Genomic DNA, 20,229 nt, shown 5'->3' on the forward strand with positions numbered 1-20,229 from the left:
TCACCGCAACTGCTAGCAAGCAATCGTATCCGGGAACAAGTCCTTTGCTCTCAAAAGAAAACCCCGCCGAATGGCGGGGTTGTCGTGTTTAAAGGTGGTTCCGGTCAAGCAAGTTCGGACAGGCGGGCAAGCGCCTCGTTCAGTTTTGCTTCTTCCTCCTCGCGGGCGGCGAGATTGGCTTTGGCTTCTGCGACAACCTCTTCGGGTGCCGCGGCCACGAATTTCGGATTGTTCAGACGACCTCGCAAACCACCCAGTTCTTTGGCCAGCTTGCCCTTGGCTTTCTCCAGCCGCTCCTTTTCCGCGCCAATGTCGATAATATCCGCCAGCGGCAGGCCAAAGGACGCGCCGGGGGCGGCAATCGAAATGGTGCCTTTGGGCAGTGTATCGGCTTGGGTCAGGCTGTCGATCCGGGCCAGACGCTTGATCAGCGCCTCGTTGCGGTCCCAAGCGGCCTGTCCGTGCGGGTCGATTTCTGTCACCAGCATCGGAACATAAAGTCCCGCCGGAACGCGCATCTGCGCCCGTGCCGAGCGGGTGTTTTCAATGACCGAAATCACCCAGTTCATTTCACGATCCGCATCGGCGTCTATCAGGTCGCTGGCCGCATAGGTGGGCCAGTCGGCGTGAACGATCATCTTGGCGCGATCACCGGTCAGGCTCCAAAGTTCCTCGGTGACAAATGGCATGATCGGGTGCAGCAGGACCATGCACTGATCCAGAACCCAACGCATTGTGGCGCGAGTCTCGGCCTGAGCCTCGGCGTCGTCGCCTTGCAACAGGGGCTTGGACAGTTCCACGTACCAGTCGCAGACCTTGCCCCAGACAAAGGCGTAAAGCCCGTTGGCCGCATCGTTGAAACGATAGCTTTCCAGCGCAGCGTCGACTTCTTCGCGCACGCGCGCTGTTTCGCCGATGATCCAGCGGTTTACGGCGGCTTTGGGCTTCAGGTCGGCCACGTCCAGTTGCGGAACGGCGTCGGTGAAGACCTCGTTCATCTCGGCAAAGCGGACGGCATTCCAAAGTTTAGTGCCGAAGTTGCGATAGCCAGTGATACGTTCGCGGGACAGTTTCAACACTCCGCCAATCGCCGCCATTGAAGCGTTGGTAAAGCGCAGCGCGTCGGCGCCGAATTCGTCCACGATCTCCAGCGGATCAATCACGTTGCCGGTGGTCTTGGACATCTTCTTGCCCTTCTCGTCGCGGACGAGCTGGTGCAGGTAGACGGTGTGGAAGGGGATCTGATCGACCACGGCCAGTTGCATCATCATCATCCGGGCAACCCAGAAGAACAGGATGTCGAAGCCAGTGATCAGAACGTCCGTCGGAAAATAACGTTCCAACTCCTCGGTCTGCTCGGGCCAGCCCAATGTTCCGATCGGCCAGAGACCAGACGAGAACCAGGTGTCGAGAACATCAGGGTCGCGCCAGACAGGATAGACCAGCTTGGTCGGGTCTTGTTCGACGGCATATTGAGCGAGGCTTTCCGCGAAACGATGAATGGCTTCCTGCTTGTCAGCAACTTCGATAACGGTCGCATGGCTCAGCGGGCTGGGAATATTGGCGTTGTCGTCAAGGAATTTTTCGGTGACGGCCTCAAAACTGGCCGCACATTCCATGACGCTGCCACGGTGCAGCATGCCGCCTTCGTTCAGCAGACGACCCAATTCGACAAGATCGAGGTGACCGTCATTCTCGTCGTCGACAAAGTCTTCGGCGGACAGGTCCAGCCCATACCAAACCGGAATCTGATGCCCCCACCATAGCTGGCGCGAGATGCACCACGGCTCGATGTTTTCCAACCAGTGATAATAGGTCTTTTCGCCCGATTCCGGGATGATCTTGACCGTGCCGTCCTTGACCGCATCCAGCGCAGGGCCAACGACCTTTTCGGCGTCGACGAACCACTGGTCGGTCAACATCGGCTCGATCACTACTTTCGAGCGGTCGCCGAAGGGCTGCATGATCGGCTTGCTCTCGACCAGCGGGACCGGCGCGGAGGCATCCTCATCCTCGCTCAGTTTGGTGCCCAAACGCGGATCATCCGCGCGGGTCATGACCGCCAGACCTTCGCTGGTGATTTCCTCGACCACCTTCGCGCGGGCCTCAAACCGGTCGAGCCCACGCAGGTGGTCGGGGACCAGATTGATCGCGTCGATCTCATTTTCCGTAAACGCCCGTCCGCGTGCGTATTCCTGAGCTTTGCTCGCTTCTTCGGCGTAGGGCGCGCCATCGGCCCGCATATGGCCGCGCGTGTCCATCAGACGATACAGTGGGATGCTGCCGCGCTTGGCGACCTGATAGTCGTTGAAATCATGTGCGCCGGTGATCTTCACCGCGCCCGAGCCGAAATCGGGATCGGGGTATTCATCGGTGATGATAGGGATCTGGCGGCGATGCTCTTTCGGACCAACCGGAATTTCGCAGAGTTTGCCGACAATTGACGCATAACGCTCATCCGATGGATGAACCGCAACCGCGCCGTCGCCCAGCATGGTTTCGGGGCGCGTGGTGGCGATCGAGATATAGTCGCGTTCTTCCTCGAGGATGACGTTCCCATCCTCGTCCTTTTCGACATAGGTGTAGGTCGCACCGCCAGCCAACGGGTACTTGAAGTGCCACATATGGCCTGCAACTTCGATATTCTCGACCTCAAGGTCCGAGATCGCAGTCTCGAAATGCGGGTCCCAGTTCACCAACCGCTTACCACGGTAGATCAACCCTTTTTCGTACATATCGACGAAGACCTTGATCACCGCGTCATGGAAGTTGGCCGAGTTCTCGTGCCCCGTGCGCGGATCGCCAGCGGCACCAGCCATTGTAAACGCGTTGCGCGACCAGTCGCAGGACGAACCCAGACGCTTTAGCTGCTCGATAATCGTACCGCCGTATTCGCCTTTCCACTCCCACACCTTTTCGAGGAACGCGTCGCGCCCCAGTTCGGTCCGGCTGGGCTGCTGGGTGGTGGCCAGCATCTTTTCCACCTGCATCTGTGTGGCGATGCCTGCATGGTCTTGGCCCGGCTGCCACAGCGTGTCGAACCCGCGCATCCTGTGCCAGCGGATCAGAATGTCCTGAAGCGTGTTGTTGAACGCATGACCCACGTGTAGCGCGCCGGTTACGTTGGGCGGCGGGATCATTATGGTAAAGCTCTCGTCGCGCGACTTGTTCGCGCCTGCCTTGAAAGCGCCTGCCTCTTCCCAGGCTTTGTAAATACGGGCCTCGGCCTCGGCCGCGTTGAATGTCTTTTCCATCGCCATGGGTGCGTCCTGCGTCATCAATCCTTGGTCAGCGCCTGCAATAGCGAATGGTTGCAAGAAGGGGAAGGGCCAAGCGCCCCTATGGACATCGGCCAACCGCAGGCTAGTGTCGCGCAGTAGAGCAGCGGCAGGAGCGTTCCATGGAAAAGTTCGGTAAGAGTCAGCCCGTCAAAAGGACCGAGGATCAGCGTTTTCTGACCGGGCAGGGGCACTACATAGATGACGTGGTGCCCGAGGGTGCACTGCATGCGGTTTTCGTGCGCTCGCAGGTGGCGCATGGGGTGATATCCGGTCTGGATCTCGAAGATGCACGGTCTGCGGACGGAGTGCGTCTGGTGATGACACTGGGCGACCTCAAGGCCGCAGGGATCGACACCGTGATGAACGCCGCAATCGTAAACAATCGGGACGGATCGAAAGCCGCCGCGCCGGACCGCCACATGCTGGCCAGTGACCGTGTACGCTTTGTCGGCGAGCCGCTCGCGGTTGTCATCGCCGATACTGCGTTACAGGCCCGCGACGCAGCAGAGATGATCTGGGCCGAAATCGACGAATTGCCTGCAAAGCTGGACGTAGACGCGGGCGGAGAAGTTGTGCACCAGGAAGCCCCCGAAAATCGTGCCTTTGACTGGGGGTTGGGCGATGAGGCGGCGACCGAGGCCGCATTTCAGGCAGCGGCGCATCGGGTTTCGCTGAATGTGGCCGACAACCGCGTCATCATAACCTCGATCGAGCCGCGCGGCTGTCAGGCCAACTGGGTCGATGGCCGCCTGCATTTTGCCTATGGCGGGCAGGGCGTTTGGGCGATGCGTGCACAACTGGCCGAGAAGCTGCAGCTGGAACCCGAGGCGATCCGGGTCACTACCCCCGATGTGGGCGGAGGGTTCGGTATGAAGGTGATGCCGTACCCCGAGTATTTCTGCACCGCCGTAGCCGCGATGAAGTTGGGCAAACCGGTACATTGGATGTCCGACCGGTCCGAGGCAATGCTGTCCGATCACCACGGCCGCGATCTGACCTCGCTTGCGGAACTGGCATTTGACGCCGATCATCGGATTACCGCCTATCGCGTCCACAGCAAGGTCAATCTGGGCGCCTATAACAGCCATTTCGGGCAGGCGATCCAGACGAACCTGTTCAGCAAAGTGCTGATGGGCGTCTATGACGTCCAGACAACCTATCTGCGGGTCGAGGGGTTTTTCACCAACACCACGCAGGTCGATGCCTATCGCGGGGCAGGACGGCCCGAGGCGATCTATGTCCTTGAGCGTGTCATGGATCGCGCCGCGCGCGAGTTGGGCGTGGACCCGTGGGAGCTGCGCCGAAAGAACTTCATCCGCCCCGGGGCGTTTCCGTACAAAACTGCGACCGGTGAGACCTATGATGTGGGCGATTTTGACATGATCCTGTCGCGCACCGCCAGCCAGACCGCAGGGTTCGCCACTCGCAAAGCCGCAGATGCTGAACGCGGCCTGATCCGTGGTCAGGGCCTTTGCTACTACATCGAAAGTATCCTTGGGGATCCTTCCGAGAACGCGAAAGTGGAGTTCTGTGAGGATGGCACCGTGAACCTCTATGTCGGAACCCAATCCAACGGGCAGGGGCATGAGACGGTCTATGCCCAGTTCCTATCGGACCAGACGGGCGTGCCGGTGGACCGGATCAATGTTGTTCAGGGTGACAGCGATCAACTGCCACATGGGGGCGGCACCGGCGGGTCACGGTCCGTGACGGTGCAAAGCACGGCGACGCTGGCCACAATCGACGTCATGATCGCCGCATTCACGCCCTATCTGGCGGATAAGATTGGGGTGGAGGAAAACAATGTGAGCTTCGATCACGAAACATTCCGCGCACCGGGGTCGAACCTGACGCCGACATTGACCGAGGCTGCGGACATGGCCCGTGCCGATGGCCGCACGGATTTGTTGCGGCATGAAGCACGCGCCAACCTTGATGCGCGCAGCTATCCAAATGGCGCGCATGTTGCCGAAATCGTTATTGATTCTTTCACCGGAGAAACCCGGGTTGACCGCTATACAGTCGTTGATGATTTTGGTAACCTTATCAACCCGATGCTGGCCGAAGGGCAGGTGCATGGTGGCGTCGTCCAGGGAATTGGGCAGGCGCTGACCGAGCGTGTCGTGCATGATGCGCAGGGGCAACTGCTCACGGCTTCGTTGATGGACTATGCCTTGCCGCGCGCCGCCGAGATACCCATGATTAAGTTTACCTCGGCGCCGGTTCCGTCAACTTCAAACCCGATGGGGATGAAGGGGTGCGGCGAGGCCGGGACCGTGGGCGCGCTGGCTGCTGTTGCAAACGCAGTGCAGGACGCGCTCTGGGAACATGGGGTGCGGCAGGCGGACATGCCTTTCACACCCAACAGAGTATGGGAATTGCTGACACATGGATCTGTCGCGGCTGAGTAGAAAGGTACTGGGATGGCTCGGACGGCCTTTACAGTCCGAGCACTCTGCCGAAGCGCTTCATCGCGAGCCGATCAGTCATGTGATCATCCTTGACGGTACTATGTCCAAGCTGGAGCCGGGGTACGAGACCCATGCGGGCCAGACGCTGCGGCTTTGCTGCGAGATGGGCAGCAAAGTGTCCGTTTTCTACGAATCCGGCGTGCAGTGGGAAAGCTGGAAATCCTCTCTGGACGTAATGATGGGGCGCGGGATCAACCGCCAAATCAGGCGCGCCTATGGCTATCTTGCGTCACGATACAAACCCGGTGACCGCATTTATTTCATTGGCTATTCCCGCGGGGCGTATGGCGTCCGCAGCCTTGCCGGAGTGATCGACATGATCGGTTTGCTCAAGGCCGAGCACGCGACCGAGCGCAATATCAAACAGGCATACCGCCACTATGAGTGCAACGCGAACGGCTCTGCGGCTGGCGTGTTCCGCAAAAAGTTCTGTCACGAGGATGTAGCGATCGAGATGGTCGGCGTGTGGGACACGGTGAAGGCGCTGGGCCTGCGCCTGCCACTGCTGTGGCGCTGGGCCGAGGAACGCCACGCCTTCCACAACCACCAGCTTGGCCCCGCCACCCGCCACGGCTACCACGCCATGGCGCTGGACGAGACGCGCGAGGTGTTCGAACCCGTGCTTTGGAAATGTACCCCGGATTTTAAAGGTCATGTTGAACAGGTCTGGTTCCGGGGCACGCACGGGGATGTCGGAGGCCAGTTGAACGGCTTTGAAGAAGCCCGCCCGCTCAGCAACATTTCCCTCATCTGGATGTTGGACAAGGCCGAGCTTCATGGCCTGCCGCTGCCAGAAGGTTGGCGCGAGCGTTTTCCGACCGATACATCGGCCCGATCTGTCGGAACGTGGCGCGGCTGGGGCAAGATTTTCCTCCTGCGGAAACACCGTAAAGTGGGCCGCGACCGCTCCGAACGGCTGCACGTCTCGGTATCGCCGGACGATCTTCCGGGCTGGGTGCCGATGCCTGATTTGCCCTCGCACCCGGCGCAATAGTGTCATGTTGGCGTGCAGGCCTTGCTGGCAGGTACTATCAACAAGCTATGGTGATCGACCGGATCAAACTTCTGTCTTCTTGAGGGCCAGTTGTAGATGCTCAGGCCGTCCAAAGCGTCTACAATCAGCAGCCCGTGAAAGTACCATTTGTACATGGACTAGTAACTTGTCACCGTTGTGCAAAAGGAAAAGCCACGTAGCTCATGCAGAGCTTTGACCGGCGAGTTCGGCGCATGGATTGCAACACAGTTGGACGAGCCATGCCGCCAGATACATCCATTGTGCCTGAAATCGGAGCACATCGGCCGATTTAGCCGGGTGTGATGCAAACAGTTTGATCAGTGGAACCGGCCAGTCGCCTCAGGGCGAATGGCCAGCCAATATGCTACCTCTAGGATGCACGCCTGAATATTGGCGTGCTATCCGATTGTAGTTACCGCCGACGGTCGCGGCGCGAGCTCATGGGTTGGAACGCCACGCCCACATGTGCCTCGCAATAGGGTTTGCCTGCCTCAACCGGCAGGCCGCAGAACCAGAAATCCTCGGTCGCGGGGTCGCCGACGGGCCATTTGCAGGTTTTCTCGGTCAGTTCCATCAGGGTCAGCTTCTTGGCCTTCTTCTCGACCTCGTTTACCTTGGCCAGCGCCTCGGGGCTAATCTCATTTGCGGAAGGTTGCGGCGGCAGCGGTTGGCCCGCCGGGATGATCTGACGGCGGGCGGGCACGGCAGGCTTCGCCTCGGCCGCCGGAGCAGGCGCAGGGCGCGCGGGCTCGGTCTTGGGCGAGGGTTTGGGCTTGGCCTCGGCCTTTGGTGCTGGGGCCGGTTTTTCCTTGGGTTCGGCCTTGGCCGGGGTCGCGCCGGTTGCGCGGTTCGACAGGCCCAGACGGTGGACCTTGCCGATCACCGCGTTGCGGGTCACACCGCCCAGTTCCTTGGCGATCTGGCTGGCCGACTGGCCCTCGCCCCACATCTTTTTCAGCAGCTCTACACGCTCGTCAGTCCAGGACATCATTTGCCTTTCAAAAGCGGAAAGCGGCCCCGGATTCGGGCCGCCTTGGGAATTCGTCTCGGTCCCTATTTTAATCACTGTGTGCCGAGTTACAAGCGGTTCTCGAATCAGGTGCTGAGCGGCGGTGTCGTGCTTCGCGCCAGACCAGGATTATCCCACCGGTCAGAATAATCGCAGAGCCGATCATGCTGATTTCATCCGGGATCACACCGAATACGGCGAAATCGTAAAATGCAGCGAAGACCAGCGTGGCATAGCTGATAGGTGCCACAAATGACGCATCAGCGCGTGCCATCCCGTTCACAAAGCAGGCCTGTGCGCAGGCCATCAGTGCACCGATGCCCGCCAAGGCCGCCCATTGCTGAGGCGTTGGCCATTGATACACAAAGCTCACGGCGACCGAGGCGATGGTCAGCCCCATCGCATTGTTGACCAAAAGGATCTGGATCGGAGTTTCGCGACCAGAGAGTTTCTTGATGAAGATCAGTTCCATCCCGATCACGGCGGCGGCAGTCAGAGCCAGCAGCGCGGCGGGTTGAAAGCTCTGCGGTGTTGGTCGTAGCAAAACCAGCGCACCAGCCAGGGCAACGGCTGCGGCCAGCCACCGCCAGGGGCCGACGCCCTCTTTCAACAAGGGGATGGCCAGAACCATTGCAAAGACCGGGTTCAGAAAGGAAATCGCCGTTGCGTCGGCAATCGGGATGAAGGCGACCGAGGCAAACATCAACGTGATTCCCAGCCATCCGAAACTGGTTCTACCCACATGAAGCCCCCAATGTGGGCGGGTAAGGCGTGGGCGCAAAATGGCCACCGCGCTGACGATCACCAGAAATGCAAACAGAAAGCGACCATGGCTGATCTGCAGCGGGTGTAATGCCGGGCCCAGCACATCAGTCCCCAAAGCCTTGGCCAACAGCGTCGTCCCCGCCAGCAGAGAGCTTGCTGCGAGGATCAGCAGAGCCGCAAGCGGCGGGTTTTGGTGAGTTGGCGTCATGCGCAACCGGTGCGCCAGCGGCTGGCAAATGGCAAGTGGCAAATGCAGAGTCTGGGGATGAAAAACGACAGCCCTGAAAAATCGGGGTTTTCAGATGTGTCGAGTACGGCTATACGACCGCCCATGATCAAACGCGCACATATCCTGCACCTCCGACGTCGACGCATCGCTGCGTAACCGGCCAGTTTGATCCTGCGTGCGCTTAGAAAGCGCGCACTTCCCACCAAATCAGTTGACTAACATGGGCCTAGTGTATCACTCACGGGGCTCAACATATCGAAAAGGATGATCCGATGATCCCGTCCGTTCTGCCGACCTATAACCGCGCGCCCCTGACATTCGTAAAGGGCGAAGGCGCATGGCTGACCGAGGCGGACGGCCGACGTTTTCTGGATCTCGGCGCGGGTATCGCGGTCAACGCGCTGGGCCACGCGCATCCGGCGCTGGTGAACGCGCTGACCGAACAGGCGCATGCGCTGTGGCATGTCTCGAACCTCTATCACATCCCGCAGCAGCAGGCGCTGGCCGACAAGCTGGTCGAGCATACGTTTGCCGATACGGTTTTCTTCACAAATTCCGGTACGGAATCCTGCGAGCTGGCCGTGAAAATGGCCCGCAAGTATTTCTATGACAAAGGTCAGCCTGAACGGGTTGAGATCATTACATTTGACGGTTCGTTCCACGGTCGTTCATCCGCAGGTATCGCCGCTGCAGGGTCAGAGAAGATGACCAAGGGGTTCGGCCCTCTGCTACCCGGGTTCGTGCATGTCGCGTTCGGGGATCTCGACGGTGTCACCAATGCCATTACCGATCAAACGGCGGCCATCCTGATAGAACCCATTCAGGGCGAAGGCGGCATCCGTCCGGTTCCCGACGCCGAGCTGAAGACCCTGCGCCAGATTTGTGACGACAATGGTCTGTTGCTTATTCTGGACGAAGTGCAATGCGGGGTGGGGCGTACCGGTAAGCTGTTTGCTCATGAATGGGCGGGGATCACACCCGATATCATGATGGTGGCCAAAGGCATCGGCGGAGGGTTCCCCTTGGGCGCTGTTCTGGCGACAGAAGATGCGGCCAGTGGCATGACAGCGGGGACTCATGGCTCGACCTATGGCGGCAACCCGCTGGGATGTGCTGTGGGTTGCGCCGTAATTGATCAGGTTGCGACGCCTGCGTTTCTTGAAGGCGTGAATCGAAAGTCCGGGATGCTGCGGCAAAAACTGGAAGGTTTGATCGCCAATCACCCAGAGGTCTTTGAAGAGGTGCGTGGCACCGGTCTTATGCTGGGCGTCAAGTGCAAGCCGCTAAACACGGATGTGGTAAATGCCGGATATGACAACGAAGTCATCACCGTTCCCGCCGCCGACAACGTGATCCGCCTGCTGCCCCCTCTGACCTTGACCGAGGACGACATTGCGCAGGCCGTCATCAGGCTTGAAAAGGCCGCCGCCCAGATCGAAAGCGACATGGCCTCTGCCTGAGATGTAATTGAATAGAAAAGCGAAATCAGATGAACCACTTCCTTGATATCCACAAGACCGATGCTGCCGAGTTGCGGGGCATGATTGATCAGGCAAGCGCGATGAAGCAGGCCCGCCTTGGCCGCCCGAAAGCTGCCCTTGATGATGAGCAACCGCTTGCGGGTCGTATGGTCGCGCTGATCTTTGAAAAACCCTCGACCCGGACACGCGTGTCCTTTGATGTCGGGGTCCGGCAGTTGGGCGGTGAAACGATGGTCTTATCCGGCAAGGACATGCAGCTTGGGCATGGTGAAACCATCGCCGATACCGCGCGCGTTCTGTCGCGCTATGTCGACATGATCATGATCCGAACCTTTGACGAAACGATCCTGACCGAGATGGCGGAATATTCAGATGTGCCGGTGATCAATGGCCTGACCGACCGGACGCATCCCTGCCAAATCATGGCGGACGTTCTGACGTTCGAGGAACACCGTGGCCCGATCGCTGGCAAAAAAGTTGTCTGGACCGGCGATGGTAACAATGTCTGTGCCTCGTTCCTGCACGCGGCTGGCCAGTTCGGTTTCGACCTTACATTTACCGGCCCCGCGCAGTTCGACCCCGAAGAAGAATTCATGGGTTTTGCGCGCCAAAAAGGGTCCAAGATCGTGGTGGAGCGTGACCCTTTCAAGGCGGTCGAGGGCGCGGACCTCGTGGTCGCGGATACTTGGGTCTCGATGCACGACTCTCAGTCTGCCAAGGAACGTCGTCATAATCTGCTGCGGCCTTATCAGGTTAATGAGGAGCTGATGTCGCATGCCAAGCCCGACGCGCTGTTCATGCATTGTCTGCCTGCCCACCGCGAGGAGGAGGCGACATCCGAAGTGATGGATGGGCCGAATTCGGTGATTTTTGACGAGGCCGAAAACCGTCTTCACGCGCAAAAGGCGGTAATGCGCTGGTGTCTGGGCGTTTAGTCGCGCCTCTGCACGTCCCATACACGCATGCGGGCAAGCGTTCGGGCGCTTGCCAGCACAACTAGAACGCACAGCAGGGTCTTTGACATGATCTCCATGGTGCCTTCGATCAGCAATGCGTGCACCACGCTTCCGACAACTGCAACGCAGGCAAGCCCCGAGTGACAGAGGCGCCAGACGCGGAAACGGAGTTTCGTGCGTTGTCGGAATAAGCCCAGCAGAGCGACCGCGAGTGTCACCCACATTGCGACAACGCCCCAGGCCGAGAACGGGGTGGGAGAGACAAACAGCAAGGCGTCCGCCACGTCCGGCGGACTGGTGATCCCAAGCCCCACCACATGCACAGCAACAGCCGCAACCAACGCTATGCCGCTTCTGCGGTGCCAGCGCCGACTGTCCAATGGTGAAAGGCCCGGAAGCCAGCGACCCGCCAGCAACGGCTGAAGCAACAGCAGGCACAGGCCGAGTATTCCGGCAAAACCCGCAACGATGTAGACAGGGTCGCGCCACGCAAGATAGGGGCTAAACCCCGCAGCCACGAGCGGTACCAGCAGGACGGCGATCAGGATCGCCCAGATCACGATTGTCCGAAACACGCGTCTCAGACGGGTTGCAACACGAAATGAGCGGTCAGGGTCGTGTCTTTCGCGCTCGCCATGACAGGGCGCAGAAATACTGTCTCAAATTCACCGCTGTCATAGGCCAGATGACCGTGGGGTTGTCCAAAAGCCGGTACAATCTGGGGCATTTCCAGTCGGAATGCCCCATTCGCATCGGTCAGGGTCGCGCCGTGACTTTGCGGGTCGCGCTCGTGCCCTTCGGTCGTGTGAGCCCAGATTTGAATGCGCTGGCCGGGCAGGGGGGCACCGTCTCCGGCGCGCCGCACCGTGCCGGTCATCCAGAAGCCGCCGCCTCCGATCTGCTTTACGATGGGCGCGCCGGGGCGATAATTGTTCGCACCTCCCCGCATTGATGGGGTGGGTGCAAGACCTTTGGCCCGCGCAGGCAAGAGGAAGCCCGACGCAAGGACAGCTCCGCCAGCGGCAATCAGAGAACGTCGAGAAATTGAAACACCGGTCATGCGAACCTCGTATTCAAAGACAAGTCACCCGCCCGGGCTATGCCGGGCATGTCTGGGTTAGAAGAATAGCACGATTGCCGCATATTCCGAGGCTGAGACGGGAAATGTGAATTCCTTTGACCGCCTGCCTCTTGAGGTGCAATCTTTTCAGGGTCCGATCTTTGCTCGAAAGACGTGCCGTATGACCCAAACAGATCGTGTAACAGACGATGAGATCGCCGCGTTTCAGCGGGACGGAGCAGTGATGTTGCGGTCAAAGTTTTCGACTAGGTGGCTGGATACCTTGCGCGATGGTATCGACGCAGACCTTGCTAATCCAACTGGAAATTTCACACGTCACACTAAAGATCCCGACGCCCCTGCCTATTTCGAGGACTACTGGGCTTGGAGCAAATTTCCCCAATTCTCGGACTTCGTCCATAACTCGCCTTGCGCTCCGCTGGCGGCGCAGTTGCTAGGCGCGCCTTCGATCAATCTGGTTATGGACAATTGGTTTCTGCGTGAAGCGGGATCAACCTCTCGCCCTCCGTTTCACCAAGATCTGTCCTATTTCGATTTTGAAGGCACGATGTGCGTGCTGTGGCTGCCGCTGGAACCGGTAGACAAGGCGAATGGAATAGCCTTCGTCAAAGGTTCGCACCTGTGGGACAAGCTGTTTATGCGCGTCCGATTTGCCGACGGGCACCCAAGCTATGAGCCGACCGAGGTTGCCGGTCGCACCTACCACCCGCCTCCTGATGTAAATGCGGACCCAGATGCGTATGACCTGCTGCAATGGGATATGGAACCGGGCGACTGTATCTTCTTTGATATGCGCACTTTGCATGGCGGGTTGTCCTCGGTCACGCCGACCGAAACCGTTCGTCGCTTTACTCTCCGCATGACCGCGCCAGACGGCGTGATACGGTATCGAGGGGATTGGGCCAAGGGTGAACGCGCACAGTTCGAGGCAGCAGGTTATCGCGAGGGCGACAGTATAGACGGAGCTTTTTTCCCGCAACTATGGCCGCGCGAGACGTTATGAAATAACATAACAGTATGTTCCGCACGTTTCATGTGCACTTGCGCGGATTACATTGGTAAATTGCGTTCTATATCTTGCATTTGTGAACGATGGACCCTTGGCCGCAGGAGAAGCAGGAATGAGTTGGAACCCCACCCACAGCCCCGAATGTGTATCCGAAAATCCAGCGCTTGAGACATTGATAATCCCGCGCGCTCGAGATCTGGGCGGGTTCGAGGTGCGCCGCGCTCTGCCATCGGTCAAGCGGCAACTGGTTGGTCCTTTCATCTTTTTCGATCAAATGGGTCCCGCCGAATTTATCACCGATGGTGGTATTGATGTCCGTCCGCATCCGCATATCGGTTTGGGTACGGTAACCTACTTGTATCAGGGAGAGTTCGAGCACCGCGACAGTCTCGGCACGCATCAGATGATCTACCCCGGCGAGGTCAACTGGATGGTGGCGGGCCGAGGTGTGACCCATTCGGAACGGACCAGCGAGGAAACGCGGGGCAAGAAACACAGCCTGTTCGGTATTCAGACCTGGATCGCCCTGCCGGAAGCGCATGAGGATATGGCACCGGATTTTGAACACCACAAACAGGGGGCTTTGCCTCATATCGAAGACAATGGGGTCAGTGCGCGGTTGATCCTCGGGTCGGCCTATGGGGAAACCAGCCCTGTTACGATGATGTCGGAAACCTTCTATCTGGATGTTCAGTTGCAACCGGGGGCATCTTTCCCGCTGCCCGACGATCATGAGGATCGCGGCGTCTATGTCACCCAGGGAACTGTCGAGATCGCGGGGGATACGTTCGAGGAAGGCCGCATGATGGTCTTCCGTCCCGGCGATCACCTCTCGGCAAAGGCCGGGCCATTGGGGGCGCGGTTAATGCTTTTGGGCGGGGCAACGATGAACGAGGATCGCTACATCTGGTGGAATTTCGTGTCGTCGTCCAAGGAAAAGATCGAAGCGGCCAGCCGGGAATGGAAAGCCGCAGATTGGGCAAACGGGGCGTTTCATCTGCCGCCCGGAGACGATCAGGAGTTCATTCCAATCTCTGAAGAGCTGGATCGCACCCGCCCCCGGCTTGCGCGTTGACCAAGCGTTAGGGGGTCTTGCCCGTGTCGCAATTCCCAGCGATCCTTGCGGCCAACGGAGGACATCATGAAAATCGTGATTGCTGGGGCTGGCAGCATTGGGTGCTATTGTGGGGCGTTGCTGGCCTATGCCGGGCATGACGTTACACTGCTGGGCCGTGCGCGAATTCTTGATCCGATCCGATCGGGGGGGCTTACTGTCACCGACTTTTCCGGCATGCAGCGCACTATAGCAGCAGCGGATTTGGAGCTGACCCAGGACGCCAGCAGGATGGGCTGTGCAGAGCTGGTGATTGTGACGGTAAAAACCAGGGCAACGGCGGGAATGGCGGCCCAAATTGCGCAGTTTGCACCGAAATCGGCACCGGTCCTGTCTTGGCAAAATGGGTTGGAGAACGTCCGCATCCTGCGCGCTGCCCTGCCAGACCGCGATGTCCGTGCGGGCATGGTTCCGTTCAACGTCGTGCCGTCCGGTCCCGGCCGTTTCCACCGTGCGACATCGGGCGAAATCGTTATCGAAAGCGGCCCGGGCGAACTGGGGCGCGTGCTAAGCAGTACTGATCTGCCGGTTGTCGAGAGTGACGACATAGACTCCGTTCAGTGGGGCAAGCTGGTCATCAACCTCAATAACGCGCTGAATGCTCTGTCGGGGCTAACATTGAAACAGCAGCTCCTTGACCGAAGCTGGCGTCGCTTGATGGCGGATCAAATGGATGAGGCGCTGGCCGTTCTGAAGGCCGCCGGACATCCGGTCGCCTCGACCACGCCTCTGCCCGCGTGGATGACCCCGCATATCCTGCGCTTGCCGACACCGCTGTTTTCGAGGATCGCGGCGCGGATGATACAGATCGACCCTTCGGCACGAACGTCCATGGCCTATGATGTTCAGGCGGGGCGCGAAACTGAAATTGACAGTTTGCAGGGTGAGATCATCCGGCTGGGCGAAAAAAGCGGCGTTCAAACACCGATCTGCCAACGGGTGCGCACGCTGATCGAACAGGGCCGGTCAGACGCGCTGCGCCCTGAACAGATTACACGCTAGCGCCTTATAGAAAGGCTGTCAGTATCCAGAATATCAACGCGGACATGGTCGCGGCTGCAGGTACGGTGATAACCCAGGCGGCCACGATCGTCATAAAGTGCGAACGGCGGACCAATTTGCGCCGCTTGCGTTCCTCACGCGCCAGGCGCCGCTCGGGAGGACGATTGTGATTCGAGTTTTTCCACCGGCGGTCCGAGTGCCATTCGCGGTAGAACCCAACCCCAAAGACCGCTCCTACCGCGATATGAGTTGAGCTGACCGGCAGGCCCAGCCAGCTTGCCACAATCACTGTGATCGCGGCCGACAATGCCACGCAGAAGGCGCGCATCGGGTTCAGCTTGGTGATCTGGCTTCCAACCATTCGGATCAGCTTGGGCCCGAACAAGAAAAGGCCGAAAGAGATGCCAAATGCGCCAATCACCATCACCCAGGTTGGGATCGCAACCTTCGAGGCAAAATCGCCGAATTCAGCGGCGTGCACAATCGCTGCCAGCGGACCCACGGCATTGGCGACGTCGTTCGCGCCGTGGGCAAAGCTGAGGAAAGTGGCAGAGATGACAAGAGGCAGGCCGAACAGCGTTTTCAGAGATTTTGTGCGGTTCTCCAGCCCCTCGGATTTGCGGCGGACCCACGGAACGGTGACGGACCACGCCAGAAGACCGGCGGCCAAGCCAATCAGCAGGGCCATTTCCAGATCGATCTTAACGATCCTTTTTAGCCCTTTGACCGACAGATAGGTGGCAAACGCGCCAGCCATCACTGCAACAAGAATGGGAACCCAGCGCCGCGCGGCTGCGATCTTGTCGTCCTGATATTGGATTTTAGCCTTAATCAGCGCCAGAAACCCGGCTGCAATGACACCGCCCAATACCGGCGATATCACCCAGCTTGCGGCGATGGCGCTCATCGTGCCCCAACTTACCGCGCTCAGCCCGGCTGCTGCGATGCCAGCGCCCATCACGCCGCCCACGACCGAATGGGTGGTGGATACCGGTGCGCCGACCCAGGTTGCCAGATTGACCCACATTGCAGAGGAAATCAGCGCTGCCATCATGGCCCAGATGAACACGTTGCTGTTCTCAACCGATGCCGGGTCGATGATCCCTTTGGAGATCGTTGAGACCACATCTCCGCCTGCCAGCAACGCGCCTGCGCTTTCGGCAATGGCCGCGATGACGATCGCGCCGCCCATCGTCAGCGCGTTTGCACCCACGGCCGGACCCATGTTGTTGGCAACGTCGTTGGCGCCGATATTGATCGCCATGTACGCCCCGAACGCCGCCGCTGCGACAACAATCAGACCGCCATCAGCGCGCCCGAATAGAATTGCAGCCGAGAGGCCCGCCAAGGCAATAAAAGCCAGCGCGATACCCGGAGCAAGCAAAGGGCGCGCAACATGAACATTTGCGCTTTCGACACGTGAAATGCGGTGCAGATCGCTGTCCAGTGCCTGCCAGCGGGTTTTGGTGTTCGAGTTTGACATGGGGTTTCATCGGGTTTCTGTGTTCGACGCAGGCCGCTAAACGGTTTTACCTCTGCAAGCAACCGGTCTGTCATCAAATAGCTGCGATTTTGTTACATTTGACGCAGCAGTTCGCTTAGTTCGGGTTCCCAGACGCGTTCGGCCGCCGTCAAAGGTGAAACCCATTCCCGTTGGCGCTGACCTGCTTCGGGGAAGTCGTCTGCCAGCTCTCGTACCTCAACCCGGTACACATTGGTCAAAACCGGCTGAGCGGATCCATCTTTGAGGATTTTGTCGTACGTGTATTGGCCTATCGGATCTTTTCCAAGCCTTTGAGGGTGTACCCCGGCTTCTTCCCAGGCTTCTTGCCGTGCGGTTTCAGACCCGTCCAGCCCATCTATCGGCCAACCTTTAGGGATGACCCAACGACCAGTATCCCGGCTGGTGATCAGCAAAACCTCTGGCCTGTCATAGGCATCCCGGACGCACAAAGCTGCAAACTGCACCCGGCGGGGGCGCAGGAACAAAGGTCTGGCGACCTCCTCCCAGATATTTCGCAGCCATTTTGTCAAATCAGGGTCACTTACACGAGCCAACCGTGGAAACGCGTGTGACATAACAACGAAATGCAATATCTTCAATGCACCTATCCTTGTTGCGCGGAACCACGCGCCAACCCGCCATCAGGCAAAGATGATATTCGATGGTAATAGTTAAAGAATCGCAACGCGCACCCTAGCTGCGCCGTTTGGCCCGTAGGGTAGGATCGGCCTGGGTGGGATCTTCGGGCCAGGGGTGCTTAGGGTATTGCGCGCGCATATCCTTGCGAACATCGGCATAGGATCCGGCCCAGAACCCCGGCAAGTCACGGGTGATTTGGATTGGTCGTCGGGCTGGCGAAAGCAAGGTGATCTTCAAAGCCTCACCACCGACAATCGGGTGACGCGTGACGCCAAACAGTTCTTGTAAGCGTACCGATATTTCGGGCACCGCGCCGCCATAGTCGATGGGAACCTTGCGCCCGAGTGGTGTTTCAAAAGACCCGGGCGCGCGGCGATCCAGTTCCTGCGTCTGCCCCCAGTCCAGACGAGAGCGAAGCGCGGGCAGCAGGTCGAACCGTTTCCAATCTTCAGCATTGCGCACCCCCCCGAGCATGGGCAGCAGCCAGTCTTCCACCGTGTCCATCAGCCCCTGGGCGGAGAAGTCCGGCAGGTCGACGCCTTCGGCCCTTACCAGTTCCACACGCGCTGCAAGACGCGCGGCGGCCCCGTTCAGGACCAATCCGAGGTCTCGCACGCCGTCCAGCATGGCTTGGGCGACGGCATCGCTTGGGACGTCTTTCCATATCCGGTCATCCAGAGTGATCGCGCCAAACCGCTCTTGCCGCCGAGCGATGACGCGTCGGTCGCGTTTCGACCATTCACACGCTTCGACCCAGTCGATCTGCTCTGCAAACAAGTCGCGGATTTCCCGCTTGGAAATCTGGGCGGCCATGCGCACGCGTGCTTCGCGCGGGTTTCCATCGGTGTCGGTGACCACAAGGTAGGGGGCCGCTGCCAGCGTATCCTCGCTGTCCAGAACAACGCCCTTGCCACCGGACAGAACATAGCGTGGCACGTCGCCCTTGCGTCGCTGTCCGATCCTGTCGGGATAAGCAAGCGCGGCCATGGATGCCGGGCTTAGGTCTGAGCGACTGCCCCGGTTGCGCAGTCGCTTGGCCTCGGCCCTGATCCGGTCTGCCGCGCCTGTGTTCACCTGCCAGACCCGATTGCGCTGAAAGGCCCGTGTGTCTCGCAACGCCTCAAGCCGCAGCAGAATATCCGCCGGAGCCCCTTTGAGCGGGTCCCGTTCTGCCATCAGCGCCGCCAGAACTGCCGCATCGGGTCCGGCCTGCACCAGCATGTGTCCAAGGCGTGGATGCAAGGGCAGCGCCGCTAATGCCCGTCCGTGATCGGTGATCCGGCCCTTGCCGTCGAGCGCACCCAGCATTTGCAGCAAGTTGCGCGCCTCGGCCATCGTGCCGTCTGGCGGAGGGGTCAGAAAGGCCAGATCACCGGGGTCGGCGCCCCATAGGGCCAATTCCAACGCCAGCCCGGTCAGGTCGGCTGCTTCGATCTCGGCAGGGGGGTAGGCGGCCAGCGCGCCTTCTTCCCCCTTGGACCACAGTCGATAGCAAACGCCTTCGGCCACCCGCCCGGCGCGGCCTGCGCGTTGCGTCGCTTCGGCACGTGTGACGCGTTCTGTCACAAGGCGGGACATGCCCGAACCCGGATCGAATCTGGCCCGCCGCGCCTGTCCCATATCCACGACCACCCGAATATCGGGGATGGTCAACGAAGTTTCGGCAATCGACGTGGCCAATACCACTTTGCGGCCGCTATCAGTCGGAGCGATCGCCTTGCGTTGCTCTGCGAAAGGCATTGAGCCAAAAAGCGGCCGGATCACGCAATCCTTGGGCAGGCGCCGGGTCAACGCCGCCTCGGCACGGCGGATTTCACCTTCGCCGGGCAGGAACACCAGCATTCCCCCTTTGGTTTCCCGCTCGGCCTGAACGACCAGATCGACCAAGGCGTCCAGCCGTCGTGCCAGTGTCCCCATCGGCTGGTCAAGCCAGCGCGTTTCCACCGGAAAGCTGCGGCCTTCGGACGTAACCAGCGGGGCGTCCATCAGACGTCCAACCGGTTCGGTATCCAAGGTCGCGGACATTGCCAGAAGGATCAGGTCATCCCTGAGCGCCCCCGTGACTTCAAGGCATAGGGCAAGTCCCAGATCCGCGTTCAAGGACCTCTCGTGAAATTCATCGAAGATAACCGCGTCCACACCCGGAAGATCGGGTTCGGATTGCAGCATGCGTGTCAGAATCCCTTCGGTCACAACTTCGATCCGAGTGGCCTTGGATACTTTTGTCTCGCCACGCACGCGGTATCCGACCGTTTCGCCAGCGCGCTGGCCAAGCGTTTCGGCCATGCGTTCAGCCGCTGCGCGAGCGGCTAGTCTGCGTGGCTCGAGCATGACAATCCGACCGTCACATAGCCCGGCATCCAGTATCGCCAAAGGCACCCGCGTCGTCTTGCCCGCACCCGGTGGCGCCTGCAACACGGCGCGACCCGAGGCTTTCAAGGCTTCGATAAGATCGGGAATGGCGTCGTCGATGGGCAGGCGTGTCATTGTGGCTTTATCCGCGAATGGTCCGGCAACGTCCAGTTCCCCTGTCGGCCTTTGGACTGAGTTGCGCGACGGCAAGTCGGACGCCGCACCTGCGGACGTCCAACAGAGGACCGGCGGCAACACCCCGGCGCGAATAGCAGGCGGTGGGCGCATTTCGCACGCTCTACGGTCTGGACAAACCCCCTG

General features: G+C 59.6%; 15 protein-coding genes. 7 read left to right on the plus strand and 8 right to left on the minus strand.

The window, feature by feature from the left end; all coding sequences use genetic code 11:
- Positions 1–104 precede the first annotated feature (104 nt).
- The gene (locus ACR0KS_RS05980) at positions 105–3,260 is read right to left on the minus strand and encodes a valine--tRNA ligase (RefSeq protein ID WP_170565994.1); all 3,156 of its coding nucleotides are present in this window, start codon (positions 3,258–3,260) and stop codon (positions 105–107) included.
- 140 nt (positions 3,261–3,400) lie between these two features.
- Here ACR0KS_RS05980 and ACR0KS_RS05985 point away from each other — a divergent pair, with 140 nt between their 5' ends.
- Together ACR0KS_RS05985 and ACR0KS_RS05990 are read left to right on the plus strand one after the other, a co-directional pair.
- Positions 3,401–5,692: a xanthine dehydrogenase family protein molybdopterin-binding subunit gene (locus ACR0KS_RS05985; protein WP_170565519.1), complete on the plus strand. Its 2,292-nt coding sequence runs from the start codon at positions 3,401–3,403 to the stop codon at positions 5,690–5,692.
- Entirely contained in the window at positions 5,670–6,746 is a 1,077-nt protein-coding gene (locus tag ACR0KS_RS05990; protein WP_170552874.1) for a T6SS phospholipase effector Tle1-like catalytic domain-containing protein, read from the plus strand. Before ACR0KS_RS05985 ends, ACR0KS_RS05990 begins: the two co-directional genes overlap by 23 nt.
- A gap of 433 nt (positions 6,747–7,179) precedes the next feature.
- On the opposite strand, the gene ACR0KS_RS05995 is transcribed toward ACR0KS_RS05990, so the two are convergent.
- Both ACR0KS_RS05995 and ACR0KS_RS06000 read right to left on the minus strand, forming a co-directional pair.
- The gene (locus tag ACR0KS_RS05995; protein WP_170386449.1) at positions 7,180–7,755 is read right to left on the minus strand and encodes a GcrA family cell cycle regulator; all 576 of its coding nucleotides are present in this window, start codon (positions 7,753–7,755) and stop codon (positions 7,180–7,182) included.
- A 70-nt stretch (positions 7,756–7,825) separates the two neighbouring features.
- Positions 7,826–8,749 (minus strand): DMT family transporter, encoded by a 924-nt coding sequence (locus ACR0KS_RS06000; RefSeq protein WP_170565516.1) that lies wholly within the window; start codon positions 8,747–8,749, stop codon positions 7,826–7,828.
- Between the two features lie 293 nt (positions 8,750–9,042).
- Here ACR0KS_RS06000 and ACR0KS_RS06005 point away from each other — a divergent pair, with 293 nt between their 5' ends.
- Both ACR0KS_RS06005 and argF read left to right on the plus strand, forming a co-directional pair.
- Positions 9,043–10,230 (plus strand): aspartate aminotransferase family protein, encoded by a 1,188-nt coding sequence (locus tag ACR0KS_RS06005; RefSeq protein WP_170565513.1) that lies wholly within the window; start codon positions 9,043–9,045, stop codon positions 10,228–10,230.
- 29 nt (positions 10,231–10,259) lie between these two features.
- Complete coding sequence (gene argF, locus ACR0KS_RS06010) at positions 10,260–11,186, plus strand: ornithine carbamoyltransferase (RefSeq protein WP_170565511.1); 927 nt, start codon at positions 10,260–10,262, stop codon at positions 11,184–11,186.
- On the opposite strand, the gene ACR0KS_RS06015 is transcribed toward argF, so the two are convergent.
- Positions 11,183–11,782, minus strand: a complete 600-nt coding sequence (locus ACR0KS_RS06015; protein ID WP_480693149.1) for a ferric reductase-like transmembrane domain-containing protein — start codon at positions 11,780–11,782, stop codon at positions 11,183–11,185. The genes argF and ACR0KS_RS06015 overlap by 4 nt on opposite strands.
- 5 nt (positions 11,783–11,787) lie before the next feature.
- Complete coding sequence (locus tag ACR0KS_RS06020) at positions 11,788–12,267, minus strand: peptidase associated/transthyretin-like domain-containing protein (RefSeq protein WP_170565508.1); 480 nt, start codon at positions 12,265–12,267, stop codon at positions 11,788–11,790.
- Between the two features lie 181 nt (positions 12,268–12,448).
- Here ACR0KS_RS06020 and ACR0KS_RS06025 point away from each other — a divergent pair, with 181 nt between their 5' ends.
- The 3 genes from ACR0KS_RS06025 (at position 12,449) to ACR0KS_RS06035 (ending at position 15,413) form a co-directional block, all read left to right on the plus strand.
- On the plus strand, positions 12,449–13,291 hold the full coding sequence (locus tag ACR0KS_RS06025; RefSeq protein WP_170565505.1) for a phytanoyl-CoA dioxygenase family protein: 843 nt from the start codon (positions 12,449–12,451) through the stop codon (positions 13,289–13,291).
- Positions 13,292–13,409: 118 nt separating this feature from the next.
- A complete protein-coding gene (locus tag ACR0KS_RS06030) occupies positions 13,410–14,372 on the plus strand; it encodes a pirin family protein (RefSeq protein WP_170565502.1) in 963 nt (320 codons plus the stop codon).
- Between the two features lie 66 nt (positions 14,373–14,438).
- Positions 14,439–15,413 carry a 2-dehydropantoate 2-reductase gene (locus ACR0KS_RS06035; protein WP_170565499.1) on the plus strand — a complete coding sequence of 325 codons (975 nt, stop codon included), beginning with the start codon at positions 14,439–14,441 and terminating at the stop codon, positions 15,411–15,413.
- Positions 15,414–15,417: 4 nt separating this feature from the next.
- Here ACR0KS_RS06035 and ACR0KS_RS06040 read toward each other — a convergent pair whose 3' ends face one another.
- The 3 genes from ACR0KS_RS06040 to hrpB form a co-directional block, all read right to left on the minus strand.
- Positions 15,418–16,896: an inorganic phosphate transporter gene (locus ACR0KS_RS06040; protein WP_170414433.1), complete on the minus strand. Its 1,479-nt coding sequence runs from the start codon at positions 16,894–16,896 to the stop codon at positions 15,418–15,420.
- A gap of 92 nt (positions 16,897–16,988) precedes the next feature.
- The gene (locus ACR0KS_RS06045) at positions 16,989–17,447 is read right to left on the minus strand and encodes an NUDIX hydrolase (protein ID WP_170565497.1); all 459 of its coding nucleotides are present in this window, start codon (positions 17,445–17,447) and stop codon (positions 16,989–16,991) included.
- Positions 17,448–17,610: 163 nt separating this feature from the next.
- Positions 17,611–20,043 (minus strand): ATP-dependent helicase HrpB, encoded by a 2,433-nt coding sequence (hrpB, locus tag ACR0KS_RS06050; RefSeq protein ID WP_170565494.1) that lies wholly within the window; start codon positions 20,041–20,043, stop codon positions 17,611–17,613.
- Positions 20,044–20,229: the final 186 nt, after the last annotated feature.

This window comes from Ruegeria sp. BC7, from assembly GCF_056539165.1.